Origin of the sequence: Pantoea sp. RSPAM1 (genome assembly GCF_038816185.1) — a bacterium.
Taxonomy (GTDB): domain Bacteria; phylum Pseudomonadota; class Gammaproteobacteria; order Enterobacterales; family Enterobacteriaceae; genus Pantoea; species Pantoea ananatis.
In genome coordinates this window covers 1,965,020-1,988,085 of sequence record NZ_CP046137.1, presented here as the reverse complement: position 1 = coordinate 1,988,085, position 23,066 = coordinate 1,965,020, and the positions used below count along the sequence as shown (strand labels likewise).

18 protein-coding genes are annotated in these 23,066 nt (G+C 54.3%); 11 read left to right on the top strand and 7 right to left on the bottom strand.

Annotated features, from left to right (window positions below):
• Positions 1-132: 132 nt before the first annotated feature.
• From prc to GKC68_RS09760, 3 genes are all read right to left on the bottom strand, one after another.
• Positions 133-2,178 (bottom strand): carboxy terminal-processing peptidase, encoded by a 2,046-nt coding sequence (gene prc / locus GKC68_RS09770; protein ID WP_206114807.1) that lies wholly within the window; start codon positions 2,176-2,178, stop codon positions 133-135.
• A gap of 19 nt (positions 2,179-2,197) precedes the next feature.
• The gene (proQ, locus tag GKC68_RS09765; RefSeq protein ID WP_013026035.1) at positions 2,198-2,899 is read right to left on the bottom strand and encodes an RNA chaperone ProQ; all 702 of its coding nucleotides are present in this window, start codon (positions 2,897-2,899) and stop codon (positions 2,198-2,200) included.
• 96 nt (positions 2,900-2,995) lie between these two features.
• Positions 2,996-3,496 (bottom strand): GAF domain-containing protein, encoded by a 501-nt coding sequence (locus tag GKC68_RS09760; RefSeq protein WP_013026036.1) that lies wholly within the window; start codon positions 3,494-3,496, stop codon positions 2,996-2,998.
• A gap of 211 nt (positions 3,497-3,707) precedes the next feature.
• On the opposite strand from GKC68_RS09760, the gene yebS reads away from it, so the two are divergent.
• The 3 genes from yebS to rsmF all read left to right on the top strand — a co-directional run bounded on the left by yebS (position 3,708) and on the right by rsmF (position 9,065).
• Positions 3,708-4,952: a membrane integrity lipid transport subunit YebS gene (gene yebS / locus GKC68_RS09755; protein WP_064366988.1), complete on the top strand. Its 1,245-nt coding sequence runs from the start codon at positions 3,708-3,710 to the stop codon at positions 4,950-4,952.
• Complete coding sequence (locus GKC68_RS09750; protein ID WP_064366987.1) at positions 4,921-7,560, top strand: PqiB family protein; 2,640 nt, start codon at positions 4,921-4,923, stop codon at positions 7,558-7,560. The genes yebS and GKC68_RS09750 overlap by 32 nt, the downstream gene beginning before the upstream one ends.
• Positions 7,561-7,637: 77 nt before the next feature.
• Positions 7,638-9,065 (top strand): 16S rRNA (cytosine(1407)-C(5))-methyltransferase RsmF, encoded by a 1,428-nt coding sequence (gene rsmF, locus GKC68_RS09745; RefSeq protein ID WP_028723444.1) that lies wholly within the window; start codon positions 7,638-7,640, stop codon positions 9,063-9,065.
• 148 nt (positions 9,066-9,213) lie between these two features.
• On the opposite strand, the gene GKC68_RS09740 is transcribed toward rsmF, so the two are convergent.
• From GKC68_RS09740 to GKC68_RS09730, 3 genes are all read right to left on the bottom strand, one after another.
• On the bottom strand, positions 9,214-9,432 hold the full coding sequence (locus GKC68_RS09740; RefSeq protein ID WP_028723443.1) for a DUF1272 domain-containing protein: 219 nt from the start codon (positions 9,430-9,432) through the stop codon (positions 9,214-9,216).
• Between the two features lie 94 nt (positions 9,433-9,526).
• Positions 9,527-10,924, bottom strand: coding sequence for an MFS transporter (locus GKC68_RS09735; protein WP_288426928.1), 1,398 nt, complete (start codon positions 10,922-10,924; stop codon positions 9,527-9,529).
• Positions 10,925-11,182: 258 nt separating this feature from the next.
• Positions 11,183-13,213: a choline transporter gene (locus GKC68_RS09730; RefSeq protein ID WP_028723441.1), complete on the bottom strand. Its 2,031-nt coding sequence runs from the start codon at positions 13,211-13,213 to the stop codon at positions 11,183-11,185.
• 258 nt (positions 13,214-13,471) lie between these two features.
• Here GKC68_RS09730 and betI point away from each other — a divergent pair, with 258 nt between their 5' ends.
• The 6 genes from betI to GKC68_RS09700 all read left to right on the top strand — a co-directional run bounded on the left by betI (position 13,472) and on the right by GKC68_RS09700 (position 18,659).
• On the top strand, positions 13,472-14,065 hold the full coding sequence (betI, locus tag GKC68_RS09725; RefSeq protein ID WP_342656786.1) for a transcriptional regulator BetI: 594 nt from the start codon (positions 13,472-13,474) through the stop codon (positions 14,063-14,065).
• A gap of 16 nt (positions 14,066-14,081) precedes the next feature.
• Positions 14,082-15,554: a betaine-aldehyde dehydrogenase gene (betB, locus tag GKC68_RS09720; protein ID WP_028723439.1), complete on the top strand. Its 1,473-nt coding sequence runs from the start codon at positions 14,082-14,084 to the stop codon at positions 15,552-15,554.
• Between the two features lie 23 nt (positions 15,555-15,577).
• Positions 15,578-17,260, top strand: a complete 1,683-nt coding sequence (gene betA, locus GKC68_RS09715; RefSeq protein ID WP_058705652.1) for a choline dehydrogenase — start codon at positions 15,578-15,580, stop codon at positions 17,258-17,260.
• Between the two features lie 398 nt (positions 17,261-17,658).
• Positions 17,659-18,009 carry a multidrug/spermidine efflux SMR transporter subunit MdtJ gene (gene mdtJ, locus GKC68_RS09710; protein WP_047714955.1) on the top strand — a complete coding sequence of 117 codons (351 nt, stop codon included), beginning with the start codon at positions 17,659-17,661 and terminating at the stop codon, positions 18,007-18,009.
• Positions 17,996-18,325: a multidrug/spermidine efflux SMR transporter subunit MdtI gene (mdtI, locus tag GKC68_RS09705; protein WP_058705650.1), complete on the top strand. Its 330-nt coding sequence runs from the start codon at positions 17,996-17,998 to the stop codon at positions 18,323-18,325. The genes mdtJ and mdtI overlap by 14 nt, the downstream gene beginning before the upstream one ends.
• Positions 18,326-18,446: 121 nt before the next feature.
• Entirely contained in the window at positions 18,447-18,659 is a 213-nt protein-coding gene (locus GKC68_RS09700; protein WP_058707425.1) for a hypothetical protein, read from the top strand.
• Between the two features lie 8 nt (positions 18,660-18,667).
• Here GKC68_RS09700 and GKC68_RS09695 read toward each other — a convergent pair whose 3' ends face one another.
• The gene (locus tag GKC68_RS09695; RefSeq protein WP_058705648.1) at positions 18,668-19,414 is read right to left on the bottom strand and encodes an SDR family NAD(P)-dependent oxidoreductase; all 747 of its coding nucleotides are present in this window, start codon (positions 19,412-19,414) and stop codon (positions 18,668-18,670) included.
• Between the two features lie 181 nt (positions 19,415-19,595).
• Between GKC68_RS09695 and GKC68_RS09690 the strand changes: the two genes are divergently transcribed.
• Together GKC68_RS09690 and GKC68_RS09685 are read left to right on the top strand one after the other, a co-directional pair.
• Positions 19,596-20,729, top strand: coding sequence for an acyltransferase (locus tag GKC68_RS09690; protein WP_028723433.1), 1,134 nt, complete (start codon positions 19,596-19,598; stop codon positions 20,727-20,729).
• 782 nt (positions 20,730-21,511) lie between these two features.
• Positions 21,512-23,056 (top strand): methyl-accepting chemotaxis protein, encoded by a 1,545-nt coding sequence (locus tag GKC68_RS09685; RefSeq protein WP_058705646.1) that lies wholly within the window; start codon positions 21,512-21,514, stop codon positions 23,054-23,056.
• Positions 23,057-23,066: the final 10 nt, after the last annotated feature.

Below are 23,066 nucleotides of genomic sequence, written 5' to 3'. Positions count from 1 at the left end.
ATATGACACAACCTTTGGCGTAACCTGTCGGAAACCGCTCAGACAGACACATTAACGACGCTAATCACTGCCAAATTAATAATAAAAAAAAGCACCGCGCTGGGCGGTGCTTTGGTAAACCAGGTTTTGCCGTTAGTGGGTTTTAGCGGCCGGTACCTCAGGTGAGGATTTTTCCAGCTGCGCCAGGTCATTGGCAATTTTTACCGTTTCATCCAGATAAGGATCGGGCTCTTTATAGTCTTTCGGCAAATCATCAAGGCTCTTCAGCGGCTTTTTACCTTCAGCCTGATAGCGCGCGTTAATGCGTTCCAGACGTAGCGCATCTTCCTCGTGGTTCTCTTTCTCGCGCTGGGCAAGATTGAGCGACACAATGTTGCGCTTGTCTTTCATGGCGTTAAAGCGGGCGATGTCCTTCATGATGTACTGGAACTCGCGATCGTTAGCGATGCGCTCAGCGTGCTCTTTGGTCAGCTGGGGCACCAGCGCTTTGACATCACCCGTTCGGGTATAGGTCGCCGCCGTAATGCTGTCCCACGGTAACGCATTGTCCTCGAACTTCTCGCCCGTTTCCGCCGCTTCAACACCGGTTGGCATCAGCAGATCCGGCGTCACGCCTTTGCGCTGCGTGCTGCCGCCATTGATACGATAAAACTTCTGAATCGTATACTGCACTGAGCCCAACGCAGGCCATTCCGGACGCAGCATCTGATCGTAAATGCGGTTCAGTGACCGGTACTGTTGAACGGTGCCTTTACCAAAGGTGGGTTCGCCGACGATCAGCGCACGGCCATAATCCTGCATTGCCGCTGCAAAAATTTCTGATGCAGAAGCACTGAAGCGGTCAACCAGCACCACCAGCGGGCCTTTGTAATAAACGATGCCGTCGTTGTCGCTGTCCTGACGCACGTGGCCATTATTGTCACGGACCTGAACAACCGGGCCACTTGGAATAAACAGGCCAGAAAGCGAAACCGCCTCGGTCAGTGCGCCGCCGCCGTTGGTGCGCAGATCGATGACGATGCTGTCAACGTTCTGCTTTTGCAGCTTCTGCAACTGCACTTTGACATCATCGGTCAGGCCAACGTAGAAGCCCGGAATATCGAGCACGCCGACTTTTTCTTTACCAACATTGTGAATGCTCATTTTAACCGCGCGATCTTCCAGACGGATTTTCTCGCGCGTTAAGGTCACAATGCGGGTCTTTGTGCCTTTGCCGGCAGGCAGGATCTCAAGGCGAACCTTGCTGCCCTTCGGACCTTTGATTTTGGCGACCACATCATCCAGGCGCCAGCCGATAACGTCTTCCATTGGCTTGCCTGGCTCACCGACGCCGACGATGCGGTCGCCAACGGTGATCGCTTTGCTCTTCGCCGCCGGACCACCGGCCACCATAGAGTTGATAACGGTATAGTCATCATCCATCTGCAACACGGCACCAATCCCTTCGAGCGACAGGCTCATTTCGGTATTGAACTGCTCTGTATTACGCGGTGAAAGGTAGTTGGTGTGCGGATCGATTTCGTGGGCAAAAGCGTTCATTGCCAGCTGGAATACATCTTCACTGTTGCTTTGTGCCAGACGACGGATGGCAAAGTTATAACGTTTGGTCAGCACTTCACGGATTTCTTTTTCGTCTTTACCGGCGAGTTTAAGGCTCAGCTCATCGTATTTGACCTTGGCGTCCCACAGCGCATTCAACTCACTCTGGTCTTTCGGCCAGGGCGCTTTAGCACGGTCAATATCGATGGTGTCATTGCCGGTAAAGTTCATCGGACGCGCCAGCACCGTAAGCGCATACTGATAGCGCTCAAAGCGGCGTTTTTGCGCCAGATTATAAAGATCGTAAAAAATATCCAGCTTACCGCTACGCAGCTCATCACCCAATTGGGTCTTCTTGCTGGCAAACTGTGCAACGTCCGACGCCAGCAACACGTTGTGACTGTAGTCGAGCATATTGAGATAGCGGTCAAAAATCTTGGCTGAGAAGGCGCCGTCAAGATCGAACTGACGATAGTGAGAACGGGTAAAACGTGACGTCACGCGCTCGCTTACCGTCGCATCCTGCGGATCTTCATGCAGCTGTGGAATTTGATCGGCACGTGTGATGTTTTCGGCCGCAAAGGAAGGGCCTGACAACAGCAGGCCCGCAATCAATCCAACTTTTAAAAGGGTGTTCATGCCGGGGTCAGCCTCCGTTTCAGAACTGCAAATGTTCTGCGCGCACAATCATTGCCATGCCGGAAGCGAGCTGTACCCGGACGCCGTCTTTCGACACTTCCAGAACGGTTGCGTCCATCGCACTTTTGCCTGCTTTAACTTTAATACTCTGGCCGGGTTGCAAAGTTGAGGTATCAGTGATGGGTTTAGCCTGCTGCTCCGGGCGTGGTGCCGGTTTGCGATTCTGCGATGCAGTGGGACGCTCAGCAGACTGTGGACGCGGCTTACGCGCGGCCTCACCTTCTGCCGGTTTACGCGGAGCAGGTTTGCGTGGGCGACGTGGTGCGCTGGCACCCTCTTCGCCTTCACCGGCTTCACGACGAGCGGCTCGCTGCTGGTCGCGCTGTGCCTGAACACGCGCTTTGGCATCTTCGAGTTGCTTACGGGCATGCTCCACGTGCTGCTCATCAAGAACACCACAGGGGTTTCCATCGAGATCCACACGGGTGGCACCCGCTTTGATACCGTACAGATAGCGCCAGCTAGAGGTATAAAGACGCAAGGCCGAACGCAACTGCGTTTTGCTCAGGTTCATTTCGCCCTGAACGCGCTCGACCAGATCCTGAAAGATACCGATTTTGAGCGGACGCGCTTCGCCTTCAGCGCTAAAGCAGTGCGGAAAGCGCTCCGCCAGAAAGCTAATGACTTCTTTACTGCTATTCAACTTAGGTTGATTTTCCATGAAATTTCCTGATTACTACGGGTTTGCCGACCAGAGCAGGCATGAACAGGCGACATTATAATGACAACATCGCCAAATGCCATGCAATCCAGTCGATTAGCTACGCGTCAGCTGCAAATATTTTTCTAAGTCACTGTTCGCGAGCACGTCGCAAAGCCCGTTAGTCAAGGCGACCAGCCCTTTTTCATCTTCACTATCAAAGCGATTGTATTCCACACTGTCGATATCCAGTACGCCGACAACCTGACCGTTTATTTTCAGAGGAATCACAATTTCTGCATTACTGGCGGCATCGCAGGCGATATGCCCCGGGAAAGCATGGACATCATCAACACGCTGCACCTGTTGTTGCGCCAGTGCGGTGCCGCAAACCCCTTTGCCCACGGGAATACGCACGCAGGCGATTTTCCCCTGGAACGGGCCCAGGACCAGCGTATCGGCTTCCGTCAGCAGGTAGAAACCTGCCCAGTTCACGCCTTCGAGACGTTCATACAACAGCGCGCTAAAATTACCCATTGCAGCGAGGAACGCCGTTTCTCCCGCCAGTAAGGCGCGCATATCGCGATCTAAATCGGCGTAAAAGGCAGTTTTGTTCATTATTCAACCGTTACCAGTGACATCCGAGCGGCTAACCACTCCGCTTGTTAAAAATAAGCACTAAAAATCCATAGCCATAAGGTGAATCATAGCGTTAGTTACTATAACCTTAACATTCTGTGGATCGAAGCGTGATACCCGAGACAGGTACCCAGGCGATGTCTTACTGACCCTTTGCGTTAATTACAATAAGCGAAACATACACTCATTTATGAAAATTCACGCTATCAGCCAGACATTGCCTCAGGCACGTTATCAGCGTTGTCCGCAATGCGATACCCTTTTTTCCTTACCAGATGTGAAATCGTATCAGTCAGCCCACTGTCCCCGCTGCAACGCGCAAATTGTGAGCGGCCGCGACTGGTCAATGACACGTTTGCTGGCGATGGCGGCCACGATGCTGGTGCTGATGCCTTTTGCTTTTAGCATGCCCCTTATCGACATTCGCCTGCTGGGCATGCGCATTGACGCCAGCGTACTGGAAGGTATCGTTCAGATGACGCTACAGGGCAATGTCCTGACCGCCTCGATGGTGGCGTTCTGTACTATCGGCGCGCCGGTGACGCTGGTGGCAGGCATTGGCTATCTGGCCCTGGGTGAGCGTTTAGGGATGAATCTGCGCCCGGTGCTGCTGATGCTCGATAAACTCAAAGAGTGGGTGATGCTGGATATTTTTTTGATTGGCATCGCCGTCGCCTCCATAAAAGTTCAGGATTACGCCGACCTTGAATTAGGCTATGGGCTGGTCGCCTACGTGGCGCTAACCGTGCTGAGCGTTATTACGTTGATTCATCTGAACATGGAGCAGCTTTGGGAGCACTTTTATCCCCAACCGCACCAGGTCACGCGGCGTGACGATCTTCAGGTCTGCCTTAACTGCCACTACACCGATATTCCTGACGCTCGCGGCCGCTGCGCACGCTGTCATACGCCGCTTGATTTTCGGCGCCGCCACAGCTTACAAAAGTCCTGGGCCGCCCTTATCGCGTCAATTGTGCTGCTGATTCCCGCCAATCTGTTGCCGATTTCGGTGGTGTACCTGAACGGATCGCGCCGTGAAGACACGATCTTCTCCGGCATCCTGTCTCTGGCATCCGGTAACGTGCCCGTGGCAGCCGTGGTGTTTATCGCCAGTATTCTGGTTCCCTTCACCAAAGTGCTGGTGATGCTGGCGCTGCTGCTCAGTATCCATTTCCGCTGCGAACAAGGCCTGAAAACCCGCATTCGTCTGCTACGTTTTGTGACCTGGGTTGGGCGCTGGTCTATGCTGGATCTGTTTGTCATTTCACTAACCATGTCGTTGGTCAATCGCGATCAACTACTGGCTTTTACCATGGGACCCGCTGCGTTTTATTTTGGCGCGGCAGTGATCCTGACCATTATGGCCGTTGAGTGGCTGGATAGCCGCCTGCTCTGGGATGCACATGCAACAGGAAACGCCGACTACACCGACTAATGCTACGCTGCGCAACAAGCGTAAAATTTCACCTTTTTGGCTTCTGCCCATTATCGCAATGCTGATTGCGGGCTGGCTGCTTTGGACCAATTTTCAAGAGCGCGGCACGACCATCACCATCAATTTCCAGACGGCCGATGGCATCGTGCCCGGCCGCACGCCTGTCCGCTATCAGGGCGTGGAAGTCGGTACTGTGCAGGGCATCAATCTTAGCGACGACTACAAAAAGATTCAGATCAAGGCCAGCATTAAAAGCGACATGCGCGATGCGCTGCGGGAAAATACGCAGTTTTGGCTGGTGACGCCAAAAGCCTCACTAGCCGGCGTTTCCGGTCTTGATGCGCTGGTGGGGGGGAACTACATTGGCATGATGCCAGGCGATGGTAAAGAAAGTGACACCTTTACCGCGCTGGATACCCAACCGAAATACCGCGTGAATACCGGTGAGCTGATGATTCACCTGCATTCATCCGACCTCGGCTCGCTGAACACCGGTTCGTTAGTGTATTACCGCAAAATCCCGGTGGGCCGGGTCTACGATTACAGCATTAACAATCAGAACAACGGCGTGTCGATTGACGTCCTGATTGAGCGGCGCTTCGTGAACCTGGTGAAAACCAACAGCCGCTTCTGGAATGTGTCAGGAATGAATGCAGACGTCAGCCTGAGCGGGGCCAGGGTACAGCTTGAAAGCCTGTCAGCCTTAGTCAACGGCGCTATCGCCTTTGACTCGCCTGAGGGCGCGGAAGCCGCAAAAACCGACCAGAACTATCAGCTCTATCCCGACCTGGCTCACAGCCAGCGTGGCGTGCTGATATCGCTGGATCTGCCCAGCGGGGATAATCTCTCAGCCAACCGTACGCCGCTGATGTACCAGGGCTTAGAAGTCGGCACCCTGACCAAACTGAACCTGCAGGATGGCGGTAAAGTGACCGGTGAGATGACGATCGATCCCTCTGTCGTGGGACTGATGCGTGAAGGCACCCGTATTGAGATGCGCAGCCCCAAACTCAGCCTCACGGATACCAGCCTGAGCAGCCTGCTGACCGGCAACACCTTTGAGTTGGTGCCTGGCGAGGGTGCACCGCAGCAGCATTTTACGGTGGTCGCACCCAATAAAACGCTGCTGCAGCAGCCCAATGTTCTCACCGTGAAACTGAGCGCCCCCGAAAGCTACGGCATCGATGCCGGCCAACCCCTGATGTTGCACGGACTGAAAATTGGTCAGGTGATTTCCCGGGATCTGGATGCAAACGGCGTTAATTTTGTTGTCGCGGTCAATCCTGACCAGCGCCACCTGGTCCACGGCGACAGTAAATTCATTGTAAACAGTCGCCTTGACGTGAAGTTCGGCCTGGATGGCATGCAGGTGCTGGGCGCCAGCGCCCGCGAGTGGGTCGATGGCGGTATTCGTCTGGAGCCGGGTAAGCAAGGCGCACCTAAGACGGCCTATCCCCTCTTTGCCGATGCTGAACGCGCCGAAGAAGGCATTACCGGCGATGGCCCATCTACAACGCTGATGCTGACGGCAAAAAGCCTGCCAGACGTTCAGGCCGGCTCGATTGTGCTCTATCGTAAATTCCAGGTCGGTGAGATTACGCAAGTCACCCCGCGTGCCGATGCGTTTGATATCGCGGTCCACATCAAACCGGAATACCGCAAACTGCTCTCTACTGAAAGTGTGTTCTGGGCCGAAGGCGGCGCACGCGTTCAGCTTAACGGCAGTGGGTTAACCGTTCAGGCTTCGCCGCTAAATCGCGCGTTGAAGGGCGCTATCAGCTTCGACAACCTGACGGGCGCGAAAATTGATAAAGGCGCGAAGCGGGTGCTTTATCCGTCTGAAACGGCTGCACGGGCCGTGGGCAGCCAGATTACGTTACATACCTATGACGCCAGCAAGCTGTCTGCCGGAATGCCAATTCGTTACCTCGGTATCAACGTGGGACAAATCGAGTCGCTGTCGCTGAGCGATGACAACAATCAGGTGGTGGCGAAGGCCGTACTCTACCCTGAATATGTGCAGAGTTTTGCCCGTGTCGACAGCCGTTTCTCAGTGGTATCGCCAGAAATTTCTGCCGCTGGTGTAAATCATCTGGAAACGATCCTTCAGCCTTATGTCAACGTCGATCCGGGTAAAGGCCGTGGCGCACGCACCTTCGAGCTGCAGGAAAGCACCATTACTGATTCACGTTACCTCAATGGCCTGAACATCTATGTGGATGCGACCGAAGCGGGTTCCCTGTCGTTAGGTACGCCGGTGCTGTTCCGCGGGGTGGAAGTGGGCACGGTGACCGGTACATCGCTGGGGAATATGGCAGACCGCGTACAAATCGCGCTGCGTATCAGTAAGAAATACCAGCACCTGGTCCGCAACAATTCGGTATTCTGGCTGGCCTCGGGCTATAACCTGGACTTTGGCCTGATTGGTGGCGTGGTGAAAACCGGCACCTTCCAGCAGTTTATCCGTGGCGGTATTCAGTTTGCTACGCCGCCGACCGTGCCGCTGGCACCTCAGGCAACGTCAAACAAACACTTCCTGCTGCAGGATGAACCGCCTAAAGACTGGCGTAACTGGGGCACGGCAATCCCCGACCCTAATCAACCTTAAGCCATACGGGCAGCCCAGGCTGCCCGTTTTCTTTTGGCGTGCTAAACTGCCGCCTTTGCCTCAAAGAGAACTTATCCGTGTCCGACTCCGCCTCACGCTTCCCTGCCGAATTCCTCAATCTGATACGCCAGAGCTTGCCCGATGATACCGACCTGCAGCAGTTTATTGACATCAGCCTGCAGCCATTACGTCGCAGCCTGCGCGTGAACACCTTAAAGATCGGCGTCAGTGACTTTCTGACTCAAACCGCGCATTACGGCTGGCAGTTGACGCCGGTTCCCTGGTGTGCGGAAGGATTCTGGATCAATCGCGAGGACGAAAGCCTGCCGCTGGGCAGCGTTGCGGAGCATCTGAGCGGCCTGTTTTATATCCAGGAAGCCAGCTCAATGCTGCCGGTGACAGCCCTGTTTGCGGCCCAGCCCGATGCCATGAGCGTCATGGATATGGCTGCTGCCCCCGGCTCCAAGACCACCCAGATTGCCGCCTGCATGCACAACCGCGGCGTTATTCTGGCTAACGAGTTTTCCGCCAGCCGGGTCAAAGTGCTTCATGCCAACATCACCCGTTGCGGCGTAACCAACAGCGCCCTGACCCACTTTGACGCCCGCGTCTTTGGGCCTGCGCTGCCGGAACAGTTTGATGCCATTTTGCTGGACGCGCCCTGCTCGGGTGAAGGCGTGATGCGTAAGGATGCGGACGCGTTAAAAAACTGGTCGCTGGCCAGCACGCACGACATCGCTCAAACCCAATGCGATCTGATCGACAGCGCTTTTCACGCTCTAAAGCCCGGCGGTACGCTGGTGTATTCCACCTGCACACTCAATCAGATTGAAAACCAGCAGGTTGTGGCCTGGCTACTGGCGCGTTACCCCGCTGCGGTTGAGGTGATGCCGCTGGCGTCACTTTTCCCGGGCGCTGAGCGGGCTGCAACGCCAGAAGGTTACCTGCACGTCTTCCCTCAGCGCTTTGACAGCGAAGGCTTTTTCGTCGCGCGATTACGCAAAACTGCCTCCGTTGAACGGCTGCCTGCGCCTACCTATAAAGTGGGCAAGCTGCCCTTTAGCCCTGTGAGCCGTAAGCTGGAAAACGACATTGTGCAGGCGGCAGCAAAGGTTGCGCTTCAGTGGGATGACAGCCTGCAACTCTGGCAACGTGACAAAGAGATCTGGCTGTTTCCCACCGACGTGATGCCGCTGTTGGGCAAGGTCCGCTTCTCACGCATTGGCCTGAAGCTGGCAGAAACCTTTGCAAAAGGCTATCGCTGGCAACACGAGGCCGTCATTGCCCTTGCCTCACCGCGTCCCGATCAGACGTTTGCGCTGAACGAAGCAGAAGCCGAAGAGTGGTATCGCGGTCGCGATATCTACCCTGAAAGCCTCCCAGCGCGGGATGAAATAATAGTAACCTATCAGGATCAGCCGCTCGGGCTGGCTAAACGTGTTGGCAGCCGTATTAAAAACAGCTATCCCCGCGAGCTGGTGCGCGACGGCAGGCTGTTCCGGTAACCGCCCCACCCGCCTTTTGTGACACTGTCACGCGACGATCCCACTTTTCACCTTGCAAAGGGGATGATTCGTGGAGGCGAGCGGGCAAGCCAGGCGGCAATAAGAACCGAAGAACGCCGGCAGAAGCCGGCGTTTTGATGTCATGACCTCAGACGGGACGCGTTTTGGCCGGATGCGTCAGCAGTTTAGCGGCAGGCCGGACAGGACGCCGGACCAGTTCCCCACCACAGTTCGGACACCGCCCTTGAAGGTGCTGCTCAGCACAGGCGGCGCAAAACGTGCACTCGAACGAACAGATGCGCGCATCATGGGATGCCGCAGGCAGATCAACATCACAACGTTCACAGTTTGGGCGCAGCTCTAACATGGCATCCTCCATAGCGGTAACGGCTTTCAGCGTGGCAAACCCCGCACAACTTGTCGAGGCTATTTAGCGTCCATGAGATAGCGGTTACCCGTGATTATGGGTTACGAGACGATGATCCGGGTGTGGCCTGACTGTCACGTTCATCATCCTGTGCGTCCGTCTCTCTGCCCTCGTCGTCGCCCTCATCCTCGTCGTCGCCCTCATCCTCATCGTCTTCGTTTTGCTCATCAGTGTTAACCATCGCTGCCTGAATGGCCTCATCTTCCAGTACCGGATTGAGCGCCGCACCCAAAGGCGAGGTGGCCAGGCTGTCGGGTAAAACCACATGGGGCAAGGGCACTTCGGTCGTGGGCAAAGGTAGCGGCGCTTTCTTCACGAAGCTCAGCGCAGCGATCAACAGGGTGCACACCGTAAAGAACAGATAAAGCATATTGCTGCCAAACGGCTGCATTAGCGCCCCCACCAGCAACGGACCCACACTGGCGCCAACGCCAAACGCCATCAGCAGACAGGCCGTCAGCGAGACGCGCTGTTCGGCAGCCACCTGATCGTTCGCCAGGGCTACCTGCAAGGGATAAAGGGCAAACTGCACCATGCTGGCCAGAAAGGCGATGCCCAGTACCCAGTCAAAGGACAGACTGGGCAGCAGCACCAGCGGCAAACACGTCAGCGCCAGCACTGTCGCAATGTAGAACAGCAGCCGCTGACGATCGTAGCGGTCAGACAGCCAGCTCAGAGGAAATTGTGCGACCAGCCCGGCAAAGATCGTCAGGCTCATAAAAATACCGGTTTGCCCGTCGCTGAATCCCTTACTACTGGCGTAAACCGGTGCCAGGCCGTAAAAGGCCCCCACGACCATGCCTGTTAATAAGGTGGTGCTCAGTAATTTAGGGATGGTACGCAGAAAATAGCCCAGCTCCATTGGCGCGGGTGACATGGCGCGGACGTTCGTGCGCGTCGTCAGCGCAATCGGCACCAGGCAGAGCGCAAAGCAAAGCGCCACAATTAATAATGTCTGGAGGCCAAAGTCACTCTGCAACGTCAGCACCACCTGGCCACTACTCAAGCCGAGGTAGGTCGCCACCATGTAAAAGCCAAAGATCAGGCCACGCTGTGAAGATTCAGCCTGATCGTTGAGCCAGCTTTCCAGCACCATATACTGGCACATCATGCATAACCCGATGATCAGGCGCAGGAAAACCCACAGAGGAATAAAATCTGTTAGCCCATGTCCGATGACTGACGCGGTGATAATGCCGGCACAGGCGACATAGGCACGAATGTGCCCTACGCGCGCAATCAGGTTGTGGCCGACCTTACCGCCGATCACCAGTCCGATGTAGTTTGCGGCAATGATGGCACCAATCAGTGCGCCATTTACCTGATCGTGGGCCAGACGCAGTGATACGTAGGTGGTCAGTAACCCCGAACCCAACAGCATCAAAAAGGTGGTGGTGTAAAGCGGCAGAAATGTTCTGAGAATTTTTCGCATACGACTCCCTGTCCACAACGGTCATCGGTGTCCTGTAAAATGTAAAGATAGCTGATTTTGCCACGCTTTAGGTCGGGAGGATTCCGACTGTAAACGTCACGTTTCACAGGTCGCGCCATGAGATGACGTGAATCTCTTTTACTGACACCTTAAGGGGTGACGCCAAACCGCCACGGACCGGCAGCGGTGCTCGCCGGGCACTCTTAGCCCGTCAGTGATAAAAAAGCCCGTCAACCTGGCGGTTAACGGGCGATGGGATCAGGCGTTAGGGAACGTAATGTTACTGCCTGGCGCCTCACGATGCAGATGGATAAAGTTCAGGTGGCGTTCATACTGATCGAGAATATCGATGATCACCTGCTCTTTACTGTAGTCCATCAGGTCATTGCCCTGGCTGCCTTCCAGCAGGAAGGTCTCCAGCCGGTAATAGGTTGATTTACCGCTGCGCGCGCGGTAGGTAAAGCCAGGAATCGAATACTGCTGCGGCCAGACCTGATAGAGGAAATCCTGCTCCTCGCCTAGCTGTACGCGCAGATCCAGATACCCCAGCGGATGCTCATCATCGGCGGTCACCCTGTCCAGCGAGACGCGCGCTCCGCGCAACTCCAGCTCTTTTGCCACGTCCTGCATGGCAGGAAAGATCGTTTCATCCATCATTTTTAAGGTGTAACGAGAACCCGGGTAGTTCATCAGGCGCGACAAGCGTTTTTTCCAGGTCAGTCGGTCAGTCGCATGAGCCAGATAAGGAGCCGTATCACGCGTGGCACTGACGCGACGATAGTCTTCTACCTTGAGCGATTTATACAGCCCTGCCATGACAAAGAAAATAACGAAACTAAACGGCAGCCCCATAATTACCGTGGTGTTTTGCAGCGCGGTAATGCCGTTGGCCATCAGCATGCTCAGCGTCAGCACACCGATAGCCACTGACCAGAAAATACGCAGCCAGTTGGGGGCATCACTGTTGATGTCTTTGAGTTTCGAGGTGAAGTTACCCAGCACCAGCGAACCGGAATCCGCCGAAGTAACGTAGAACAACATCCCGGTAATGGTTGCAACAGAGGCACTCAGCTTGAATGCCGGATACTGCGCCAGCAGGCTGTAGAAGCCGCGCTCCGCATGGCCCATCACTTCCTGTGCAAACCCCGCATCACCGTGGATGATTTCATACAGGGCGGCGTTGCCAAATACCGACAGCCACAGCAGCGTAAAGGTAAACGGAATAACCAGCGTGCCCAGCACGAACTCACGGATGGTACGGCCACGAGAGATACGCGCCAGAAACAGGCCGACGAACGGCGACCAGGCAACCCACCAGGCCCAGAAAAACAAGGTCCAGCTGTTCATCCACTCGGTTGGCCGGTCAAAGGCAAAGGTGTTCAGCGTCATGCCCATAAAGCGATTAATATAATCACCCACATTGAGCACCAGCGCGTTAAGCAGAAATTCGGTATTGCCGGCGAACAGGACGAACAGAATCAGGCCGAGGGCCAGCGCCACATTCAGTTCAGACAAAATTCGAATGCCTTTGTCGACGCCCGAAGTGACTGAAATGGTGGCAATGATGACCGACAGAATAATCAATGCCGTTTGCGCCGTTAAGCCTTCTGGAATATCAAACAGGACTTTCAGCCCGTAGTTTAACTGCACAACACCAATGCCGAGCGTGGTCGCAATACCAAAAATCGTTCCAATCACCGCGGCGATGTCTACGCTGTGCCCGATCGGGCCATTAATGCGTTTGCCAAAGATGGGATACAGGGCAGAACGAATGGTTAACGGCAGATTATAACGGTAGCTGAAGTAACCAAGTGCAATGCCCATCAGCGCATACATCGACCAGCCGGTTAAACCATAGTGGAACAGCGTCCAGACCATGGCCTGACGCGCCGCTTCCAGCGTTTGCCCTGCCCCTTCTGGCGGCTTCATATACTGCGAAACGGGTTCGGCTACAGAGAAGAACATCAGGTCTATCCCGATGCCCGCAGCGAACAGCATCGCTGACCAGCTCAGTATGCTGAATTCAGGTTTGGACTGCTCAGGCCCGAGTTTGATTGAGCCAAAGCGGGAACAGGCAATATACACCACGAATACGATGTAGAGCGTGGCGGCGAGCATGTAATACCAGCCAAACGCTTCGGATACCCAGTTAACTGCACTCAGTATCCAACCGGCGGCGTCTTTACTGAACAAAATAGTGATGAGTGAAAAGGCCAGAATCAATCCTGCGGAGGTGTAAAACACCACGGGGTTGATTCTGTCTTTTTCACTGGCAGGTGGACTCATCATCGTTTACCTCTGGTTGTTGGCTTATCAATTTTGCAAGGGTTCTATCCGGTATCGTTACCCGGCTTCCTGTCAGTACGTGTGCTTTGCGCTTCGTTTCCTGTTGTTACATTCTGGTCAAAACTAGCAAATCTGCCACACTTACCGCTTCACTTACTCAACTTTTAAGACACAGCATCCTAACAAGGTTTCTATTTATATTGAACATCCAATCAAAAAAAGACTAAAATAGATGCTCAGTTACAGGTTAGGGTGAACATCATGCCTAAAGTAGGGATGCAGCCAATACGGCGTCGGCAGCTGATTGATGCGACGTTGGCAACGATAAACGATGTCGGCATTAACGATGCCACTATCGCGCAGATTGCCCGACGCGCGGGCGTCTCGACCGGGATTATTAGTCACTATTTCAAGGACAAGAACGGTCTGCTGGAAGCTACCATGCGCGACATCACCCGACAGTTGCGTGAAGCGGTCGCACAACGCTTGCTGCCGTTGGTTGACGCCGCTGCCGAAGAACGACTGTGCGCCATCGTCGAGGGAAACTTCGATGAAAGTCAGGTCGAACGCGCCGTGATGAAAGCCTGGCTGGACTTTTGGTCGAGCAGTATGCACCAGCCGCAGCTTCGACGTCTGGAACGGGTTAGCCACCGACGTCTGTTTTCATCGCTGGCCGTCGAGTTTCGTCGCCAGTTACCTAAGGACAGGGCCCGACTCGCTGCTCACGGGCTGGCCGCAATGATTGATGGCCTGTGGCTTCGTGCAGCACTCAGCGGCAAGCCCTTTGACCCGACGACAGCGCACACCCTGACCACCCAATTTATTCGTCAGCAGTTAGCGGGCGAACATGCGTAACGAACCAGGAGAAATTATGTCCCGATTCAACGAGCAACAACTCTACATCAATGGTACCTACGTTGCCGCCACCTCTGGAGAAACCTTCCAGAGCATCAATCCGGTCAACGGTGAGGTTCTGGCTGATGTTCAGATCGCCGGACGCGAGGATGTCGATCGCGCCGTTGCCGCGGCCAGAAAAGGACAAAAGATCTGGGCAGCGATGACCGCAATGGAACGCTCACGTATTCTGCGTCGTGCGGTTGATATCCTGCGCGAGCGCAATGATGAGCTGGCTGAGCTGGAAATGCTTGATACCGGTAAGCCGTTCAGTGAAACCTCCAGCGTGGACATCGTGACCGGTGCCGACGTACTGGAATACTACGCTGGGCTGATCCCTGCGCTGGAAGGCCAGCAAATTCCGCTGCGTGATACCTCGTTTGTTTATACCCGCCGCGAACCGCTGGGCGTTGTTGCAGGCATCGGTGCCTGGAACTATCCGATCCAGATCGCGCTGTGGAAGTCGGCGCCTGCTCTGGCCGCCGGCAACGCCATGATCTTCAAGCCCAGTGAAGTTACGCCACTGACGGCCCTGAAACTGGCTGAAATCTACACGGAAGCGGGCGTGCCGGATGGCGTGTTCAACGTGCTGCCGGGAACGGGCGCGGTGACCGGTCAGTTGCTGACCGAACATCCCGGCATTGATAAAGTCTCGTTCACCGGCGGCGTCGTCAGCGGTAAGAAAGTCATGGCGAATGCTGCAGGCTCAACGCTGAAAGACGTCACCATGGAGCTGGGCGGTAAATCGCCGCTGATCATCTTTGATGATGCCGATCTCGATCTCGCCGCGGATATCGCCATGATGGCCAACTTCTACAGTTCCGGCCAGGTCTGCACCAACGGTACCCGTGTTTTCGTGCCCGCCGCATTGCAGTCGGCTTTTGAAGCCAAAATCCTTGAGCGCGTGGCACGCATCAAAGCAGGCGACCTGCGCGATTCAGAGACCAACTTTGGACCGCTGGTCAGCTTTAACCATCGTGACAACGTGATGCGCTTTATTGAGTCCGGCATTGCCGAAGGGGCTCGTCTGCTTTGCGGGGGCAAGCGCATGACGGGAGACGGGTTCGATCAGGGCGCCTGGGTTGAACCCACCGTGTTCAGCGACTGCCGTGATGACATGAAAATTGTCCGTGAAGAAATCTTTGGTCCTGTGATGTCAATTCTGAGCTACACCTCTGAAGACGAAGTGATACGTCGGGCCAATGACACCGAATTCGGTCTGGCTGCTGGCCTGGTCACGCAAGACCTTAACCGCGCACATCGCGTTATTCATCAGATTGAAGCCGGTATTTGCTGGATTAACACCTGGGGTGAATCTGCCGCCGAAATGCCGGTGGGTGGATACAAGCATTCTGGCGTGGGACGTGAAAACGGCCTGATGACGCTGCAAAATTACACCCAGGTGAAGTCGGTTCAGGTGGAACTGACGCGCTTTCAGTCTGTCTTTTAATCCCCCTACCTGAGGAGCGACGAATGGAATTTGATTACATTATCATTGGAGCCGGATCCGCAGGGAATGTCCTGGCCACCCGACTGACCGAAGACAGCAATGTGAATGTCTTACTGCTGGAAGCGGGCGGCCCCGATTATCGTTTTGATTTTCGAACCCAGATGCCTGCGGCGCTGGCTTACCCTTTGCAGGGAAAACGTTATAACTGGGCCTACGAAACGGAGCCTGAGCCTTACATGAACAACCGCCGGATGGAGTGTGGCCGGGGCAAAGGCCTGGGCGGTTCATCACTGATTAACGGCATGTGTTATATCCGCGGTAACGCCATGGATCTGGACAACTGGGCGACCATGCCCGGTCTGGAAAACTGGAGCTACCTGGACTGTCTGCCCTACTACCGTAAATCAGAAACCCGTGATACGGGTGCCAACGATTACCACGGTGGAGAGGGTCCGGTCAGCGTGACCACGCCGAAGAAAGGCAATAACGTTCTGTTTGAGGCGATGATTCAGGCAGGTGTTCAGGCTGGCTATCCGCGTACCGATGACCTTAACGGCTATCAGCAGGAAGGCTTTGGTCCAATGGATCGCTTCGTCACGCCGGAAGGCCGTCGTTCAAGCACCGCGCGCGGTTATCTTGACCAGGCAAAACGCCGTCCGAACCTGAAAATCGTGACCCACGCCACCACGGACCGGATTGTGTTTGAAGGAAAGCGCGCGATTGGCGTGGAATACATGATAGGTGACAGCAATACGCTGCATACGGTTCACGCCCGCCGTGAAGTCTTGCTGTGTGCAGGGGCCATTGCCTCCCCTCAAATCCTGCAGCGTTCCGGCGTGGGTTCAGCCGAGTTGCTGAACCAGTTCGATATTCCGGTGGTACATGACCTGCCCGGCGTGGGCGAGAACCTGCAGGATCACCTGGAAATGTACCTGCAGTACGAGTGCAAAGAGCCGGTTTCCCTGTATCCGGCTCTCAAGTGGTGGAACCAGCCTAAGATTGGCGCAGAATGGCTGTTTAATGGCACCGGCATCGGGGCCAGTAACCAGTTTGAAGCCGGTGGGTTTATTCGCAGCCGTGAGGAGTTTAGCTGGCCGAATATTCAGTATCACTTTCTGCCGGTGGCCATTAACTACAACGGGTCAAATGCGGTCGATGCGCACGGATTCCAGTGCCATGTGGGCTCTATGCGGTCGCCGAGCCGGGGTCATGTGCGCCTGAAATCGCGCGATCCACGTCGCCATCCTGCCATTCTGTTTAACTATATGTCTCATGAGCAGGACTGGCACGAATTCCGCGATGCCATCCGCATTACGCGTGAGATCATTAATCAGCCGGCCCTCGATAAATACCGTGGCCGCGAAATCAGCCCGGGCATTGAGTGCCAGACTGATGAAGAACTGGATGAGTTTGTGCGTAATCACGGCGAAACGGCCTATCATCCCTGCGGCACCTGTAAAATGGGTAACGACGAGATGGCGGTGGTGGACGGCGAGGGCCGCGTCCATGGGCTGGAAGGCCTGCGCGTAGTGGATGCATCCATTATGCCGTTGATCATTACGGGTAATCTGAATGCGACCACCATTATGATCGGTGAGAAGATAGCCGACTGCATTCGTGGTCGTCAGCCGCTGCCACGCAGCACCGCAGACTACTATGTCGCGGGGGATGCGCCCGTTCGCATTGAACCCGCGCGCCCTGCGTAAGGTTTTATTCGACTTCATAGCCGGACTGCTGTCCGGCTTTTTTTCTACCGAAACGCAACCGTGCCTAAATCAGAGCGATATTGACTTGATATTTGTCAAAATTCCAAACAAACAGGCTGTGTTCTGGCAGGTTTTAATGATATAACGCTACTGTGTTAATTACCGGAGGCTTTCCCCGTCCACTGAAGAGAAGCAATAACGTGGATGCATTGTTTAATTATGAGCAGGATGTTCATTACGCTTTTCAACCCCCTTTTTGCCCTCGCGCCTGTCAGCGTTAACGCCGTCGATCAGCACTGGCGCAGCGCCCTATAGTCCCCTTTCTGCCAGCCAATTTCTTTTCTGCCGTTGCGTTACGCATCACGGTAAATCATGACGTTGATTAATGGAGAAAACCCATGCGCGCCTGGGGATTATTAGTACTCGCTATTGTTACGGAAATTATCGGTACCCTGACCATGAAATGGTCCAGTCTCAATCAGAGTCAGCTGGGTTATGTGGTCATGCTGGGAATGATTGCCTGTTCTTATTTTTTTTTAAGTTTCGCCATCAAGCGCATTGCGCTGGGTGTGGCTTACGCACTCTGGGAGGGGATCGGCATTCTGCTGATCACCTTATTTAGCGTGCAGCTTTTTGATGAAACCTTATCGTTAATGAAAATCTGCGGTTTGATCACGCTGATTACCGGCATCCTGCTCATTAAAGTCGGCAGCGGTGAGGTGAAGGAGGCAGAACATGATCCTGCCTGATCTGATCCATTTTGCCTGGCTGGCACTGGCGGTCCTGTTGGAGATAGCTGCAAATATTTTGCTTAAGTACAGCAACGGCTTTAAAAAAATTCTCCCGGGGATGCTGTCTCTGGCCTGCGTGCTGCTGGCATTTAGCGCGCTGTCTCAGGCGGTTAACGGCATCGATCTGTCGGTTGCTTACGCCCTGTGGGGTGGTTTTGGTATCGTCGCGACCGTGGCAGCAGGATGGATACTGTTTGGTCAGCGGCTCAACCCCAAGGGCTGGGCGGGGCTGGTGCTGTTATTGCTGGGCATGGTCATTTTGAAACTGGCCTGATAACAGGGGGACGCTGACGTCCCCTTTTTCATCTTTACCCCTGGATTCGCAAAAACATGCCCGCACGTTCTGGCAGCAATGCCGGTTCGAAACCATAACGGGCATAAAAACCCGGCGAGCCATGACTGGCAATCAAACTGATGTAGGTATTGCGCTGTTTGCGCGTCGTAATCGGAAAGTCTGTCTGACAGAAGCAGGTGAACAGCTGGCTCATGCGGTCAGTCACGGCTTCGCCATGATCTTCCGCAGCGTAAACCGCTTGCGCGCGGGAACGCGCCAGCGCGTGCTGTCATGTGGACCCACGTTATTAATTGCGTTGTCGCCTCGCGCCTGAGCCGGCTCTTAGCTGTATTGCACCAGCATCTGCAATGCCTCATCAAACTGCCCTTTCGCTTCGGCCTCGCGAAAGTAGCGCACGCGTTCCACACAGACTTCGGTGGGCGTTGTGCCGCTATGCAATAACGTCATAACCTCATCGGCGAAGGCATCAAGCGGCATGCTGTCAGGATCCTTAGACTGCCCGGGTGCTAATTCGGTTTGTACCTGTGGCGGGACAATCTCAATCACCTCAACCTTCCCTTTTAACAGCGGCCGAAGGGCTGCGGTATAGGAGTGAAGTGCCGCTTTAGTGGCGCTGTAGGTCGGCGACGCCGGGAAAGGGACAAATGCCAGCCCGGACGAGAGGTTAATAATGGCCGCAGCAGGCTGAGCGCTCAGGTGATCGATTAGCGCATCGGTGAGCCTGACGGGCGCAATAAAATTGGTTTCCGTCATTCTCACAACATCGCTCATGTCGCGGCGAGAAGTGATGTCCTCCGGGCTAAAGACGCCAGCATTGTTGACTAAAACATTCAGGTGCGGATACGTCTGGATAAGCAGAGGAATGGCGTGACTGACGTCATCCGCATTGGTGACATCTAAAACCCAGGTCGCTATGCCTTCTCGTCCGGCCGCCGCTTCCTCCAGCACGTCCTGACGACGTCCGGTAATAATCACCTTGTTCCCGGCATCATGCCGGCGATGCGCCAGTGCGCGCCCAATGCCCGTTCCCCCATCGGTGATCAACATGGTATTGCCGTGCTTATTCATACTGCGTGCTCCCGTTTGAACCGCCATAAATAATCAGCAAGCATATTATCTCGCCGATCAATTATTAATCATGGTGTCAGAATCCTCTTACTTTTTTCTCAACGGGTGGACTTAACCACCACGTTAGGGCTTAGTTACCGCCTTAGTGCAAGTATAACTAACTGATTAACGGGGTTTTACCATGTCTGCGACACGAGGTTGGTCCACGGAACTGGAGGGGTTACGCGGCATCGCTTCTCTTTGGGTACTGCTGGGACACATAAGTCTGCTTATCCATTGCCATATTACCTTGATCTCCTCACCCGGCATTGGCGTGGATCTCTTTATCCTGCTATCGGGCTATCTGATGGCAAAAAACTATGTGGAACGCCAGCACAAGGAGCCCTGGCAACACGCGGAAACCATCAAAAAATTCTGGTTACGCCGTTTTTTCCGCATTGCCCCGCTTTATTATCTGCTGCTGGCGGTTGCCCTGATCTATGGCCCCTGGTTTGGTGAGATGCGCGATACCATTGCCCAGTTTTATTCCGGGACCGCAACAGAATCTTCACGCTATGCGGATCAGTCGTTCATGAACGTGCTGACGCATCTGTCATTCCTGTTTGGCGTGCTGCCCGCCTATGGATTCAATACCACGCTGCCCGACTGGAGCATTGGGCTGGAAATGCAGTTCTATCTGCTGTTTCCATTTATGATGCTGGCGGTGATGCGCTTCGGATACGCGACCGCCCTGCTGAGCATGATGGCGCTGAGTTGCGCAGGCCGTTACCTGCTGCCCGACTACTACGAAGCCTTTGAAATGCCGTCAATGATTCTGATTAAACTGAATATGTTTATTTCAGGCATGCTGCTGGCTGAAGCGGTACGTCGTAAATCCCTGCTGTACGTGCTGTTTGCTCTTGCCGGACCGGCCGTAAGCGTGCTGATTGGGCTGGGTGCCATTAAGCTGCAGGTGATGCTGGAAGCCTTTATGATTATCGGTATGGCGGCCGTACTCTGGCAGTATCAGGAAAGCAGCCTGATGGCAAAACTGATCCGCATTCCGCGTAAGGTGTTAAACAACCGTCTGAGCACATGGCTGGGCGATGTGTCGTTTTCGGTCTACTTGCTGCATCTGCTGATCGTGATCCCGGCCATTGCGCTGTTGCTCAATCAAACCGACATCGAGTATCAAAATGACCTGATGCGCTTTTTAATTGTTTGCGCCGTATCAATGCCAGTGACCTACGCGCTGGCATCATTACTGTTTAACTATGTGGAAAAACCGGGAATAAAACTGGGTAAGAAGTTTCTGGCGCCCAGAGCTGCACGCTGACGAAAAGATGGCTCGCACTGGCGAGCCATCTTATCACTTCACAATGCGTTACCCTCGTTATGCTGCCTCTCCCTTACATGCTCATCCGGTGATTCCGGCGTATCTGCGATGCTGGTGTGCGTCTTTAATCCCGCATAATGGGCGGGATCGGCCCTGCTGTGCGTCAGACTTTGCGCCGTTGCGCCGAATGAAATGATCAAAAACAACCAGGCCACTGCTAACGGTTTCCTCATTGTGCTTTCCCATGCTGTGAATGGAGTCGCTATAGTGAAGAAACTGGCGTAAGGAACTGTCTGATAAACTTAAAATTCATGTCAAGATTGTTACCCAGATCACATATTTATCGGCTGTACAGGCGCTGTGTTCGTCGCACAGGCATACCTTACCCAACACCGTATTTCAGGGTGTTATCTGTAGGGTAGCGAAACGGGATAACGAATGAGCAAGATAGTGGCGAGCGCATATCCCGTCTCACTACGAGGTCGTGCCTGCCCTTTGCTGCCAGCCGATCAGGGTTAGTGGCATCCACCATTTAAATTTATGATTTAATAAAAAATCCCGCCTAAACCCGACTCAAAACATCAACCCTTTGCATATTTTTCGGCCATTCCCTTGCGATATTCAAGACATAACAAAAATATCGTCATTTATTGATTAAGATCATTTTTTAAATTCAAAATAATAATATTAACGATACTTATGTAAATTTTGGTTTTTTTGTTAATCATTTTCCTGACTCGTGCCGATAGAGAACAAAACAGCAATCCATCGGGAACATATCCATGAAAATCTCCACTCGTCTTGCAACCGGTTTCGGTTTGTTAATTTTACTTTCCATTATTTGCACCTCTGTCTCAGTTAACTCGCTGCATCACGCTAAAACCGGAATGGATGAGGTCGTGAACGTTAAAATGCGGAAGTACCAGCTAATTCTCGATATGCGCGGCGAACTCAGGGATTTAGCAATAGCCGTGCGAAATCTGGCCTTGTTTAGCGACGTTAAGGAAATGCAGCCTGAATGGGAGCGTGTTGAAGCGCAAAAAAAACTGTTCACGGAAAACCGTGCAACGCTTGAGGTGATCATGCAGAGCCAGTCCACGGCTGAAGAACAGGCTGCCTTAAACCGCATTAAAGAACTTGAAGGCACGGTGATGAGTGCTTTCGAAGCTGCAGGACAACTGGGGCTGAAGAATGAGCGAGATGAAGCGACGCGTTATCTCATGGAGACCTTGCGCCCTTTGCAACGCAATATGCTGGATGCGCTAAACAAAACCTCAGACATTCTCATGCATAGCAGCCGTAACGCGGTGGAAGTTAACAGCGCGGCAACCAGCCGGGCGTCCTTGACGCTGGTGTTTTTATCCGTGCTTTCGGTGCTGTTCTCCATCGCCACCGGCTATGTCATCACCCGGGTGTTAATGCGCCAGTTGGGCGGTGAGCCTGCGCAGGCTCAGGAACTGGCGGCCGCGATTGCCTCTGGCGATTTGACCGCCAGCGTCACGCTCCGCCGTAATGATTCCACCAGCCTGCTGGCTTCACTGGATGATATGCAGGCTAAACTGCGTGCTCTGGTGTCGGAGATCAAACAGACCTCGGGTAACGTTGCGCTGGCAGCGGAAGAGATTGCCCAGGGGAACACGGAGCTGTCCTCACGGACCGAACAGCAGGCAGCCGCCCTGCAGGAAACCGCAGCCAGCATGGAACAGCTCACCGCCACGGTGAAAAGTAACGCCGCCGGTGCGCAAAGCACGGCATCAACTGCCCGAGAGACCGCCGTGCTGGCGCGCAGTGGCGAAAATGACGTACACCGGATGTCGGAAACCATGAACGACATTTCGCTAAGTGCATCTAAAATTCGCGATATCACCGGCGTTATTGAGGGCATCGCCTTTCAGACCAATATCCTGGCCCTCAATGCTGCAGTAGAGGCCGCGCGTGCCGGCGAACAGGGCCGGGGTTTTGCCGTTGTCGCAGGTGAAGTCCGTACCCTGGCCCAGCGCAGCGCGACTGCAGCAAAAGAGATTAAGTCGCTGATTGAGCAGGCGGTTAAACAGATTGGCAGCGGCGTCAACGTCGCCAACGGCACAGGTGAAAGCATCCTCAAAATCGTCAGCATGGTAGGCGACCTGGCCAGCGCGATGGATGAGATCTCACTGGCCTCCTCCGAACAAATGCAGGGCATTTCTCAGGTGAGCGTCGCCGTCAGCCAGATGGACAGCGTCACGCAGAACAACGCGGCGCTGGTTGAAGAGTCATCCTCTGCTTCTCAGTCCCTTTCTGAACAGGCGCACGCATTACGCGGCATGGTAGAAGCGTTCCGGGTATAAACCTGTCGGC

Bases quoted from the DNA above. Each gene is read 5' to 3' on its own strand.
- GKC68_RS09700 (WP_058707425.1), top strand. From the start codon at position 18,447: ATGACTGGCAATCAAACTGATGTAGGTATTGCGCTGTTTGCGCGTCGT.
- GKC68_RS09685 (WP_058705646.1), top strand. From the start codon at position 21,512: ATGAAAATCTCCACTCGTCTTGCAACCGGTTTCGGTTTGTTAATTTTA.
- mdtJ (WP_047714955.1), top strand. From the start codon at position 17,659: ATGCGCGCCTGGGGATTATTAGTACTCGCTATTGTTACGGAAATTATC.
- GKC68_RS09695 (WP_058705648.1), bottom strand. From the start codon at position 19,414: ATGAATAAGCACGGCAATACCATGTTGATCACCGATGGGGGAACGGGC.
- betI (WP_342656786.1), top strand. From the start codon at position 13,472: ATGCCTAAAGTAGGGATGCAGCCAATACGGCGTCGGCAGCTGATTGAT.
- prc (WP_206114807.1), bottom strand. From the start codon at position 2,178: ATGAACACCCTTTTAAAAGTTGGATTGATTGCGGGCCTGCTGTTGTCA.
- GKC68_RS09690 (WP_028723433.1), top strand. From the start codon at position 19,596: ATGTCTGCGACACGAGGTTGGTCCACGGAACTGGAGGGGTTACGCGGC.
- mdtI (WP_058705650.1), top strand. From the start codon at position 17,996: ATGATCCTGCCTGATCTGATCCATTTTGCCTGGCTGGCACTGGCGGTC.
- GKC68_RS09750 (WP_064366987.1), top strand. From the start codon at position 4,921: ATGCAACAGGAAACGCCGACTACACCGACTAATGCTACGCTGCGCAAC.
- GKC68_RS09760 (WP_013026036.1), bottom strand. From the start codon at position 3,496: ATGAACAAAACTGCCTTTTACGCCGATTTAGATCGCGATATGCGCGCC.
- yebS (WP_064366988.1), top strand. From the start codon at position 3,708: ATGAAAATTCACGCTATCAGCCAGACATTGCCTCAGGCACGTTATCAG.
- betB (WP_028723439.1), top strand. From the start codon at position 14,082: ATGTCCCGATTCAACGAGCAACAACTCTACATCAATGGTACCTACGTT.
- GKC68_RS09735 (WP_288426928.1), bottom strand. From the start codon at position 10,924: ATGCGAAAAATTCTCAGAACATTTCTGCCGCTTTACACCACCACCTTT.
- GKC68_RS09740 (WP_028723443.1), bottom strand. From the start codon at position 9,432: ATGTTAGAGCTGCGCCCAAACTGTGAACGTTGTGATGTTGATCTGCCT.
- GKC68_RS09730 (WP_028723441.1), bottom strand. From the start codon at position 13,213: ATGATGAGTCCACCTGCCAGTGAAAAAGACAGAATCAACCCCGTGGTG.
- betA (WP_058705652.1), top strand. From the start codon at position 15,578: ATGGAATTTGATTACATTATCATTGGAGCCGGATCCGCAGGGAATGTC.
- proQ (WP_013026035.1), bottom strand. From the start codon at position 2,899: ATGGAAAATCAACCTAAGTTGAATAGCAGTAAAGAAGTCATTAGCTTT.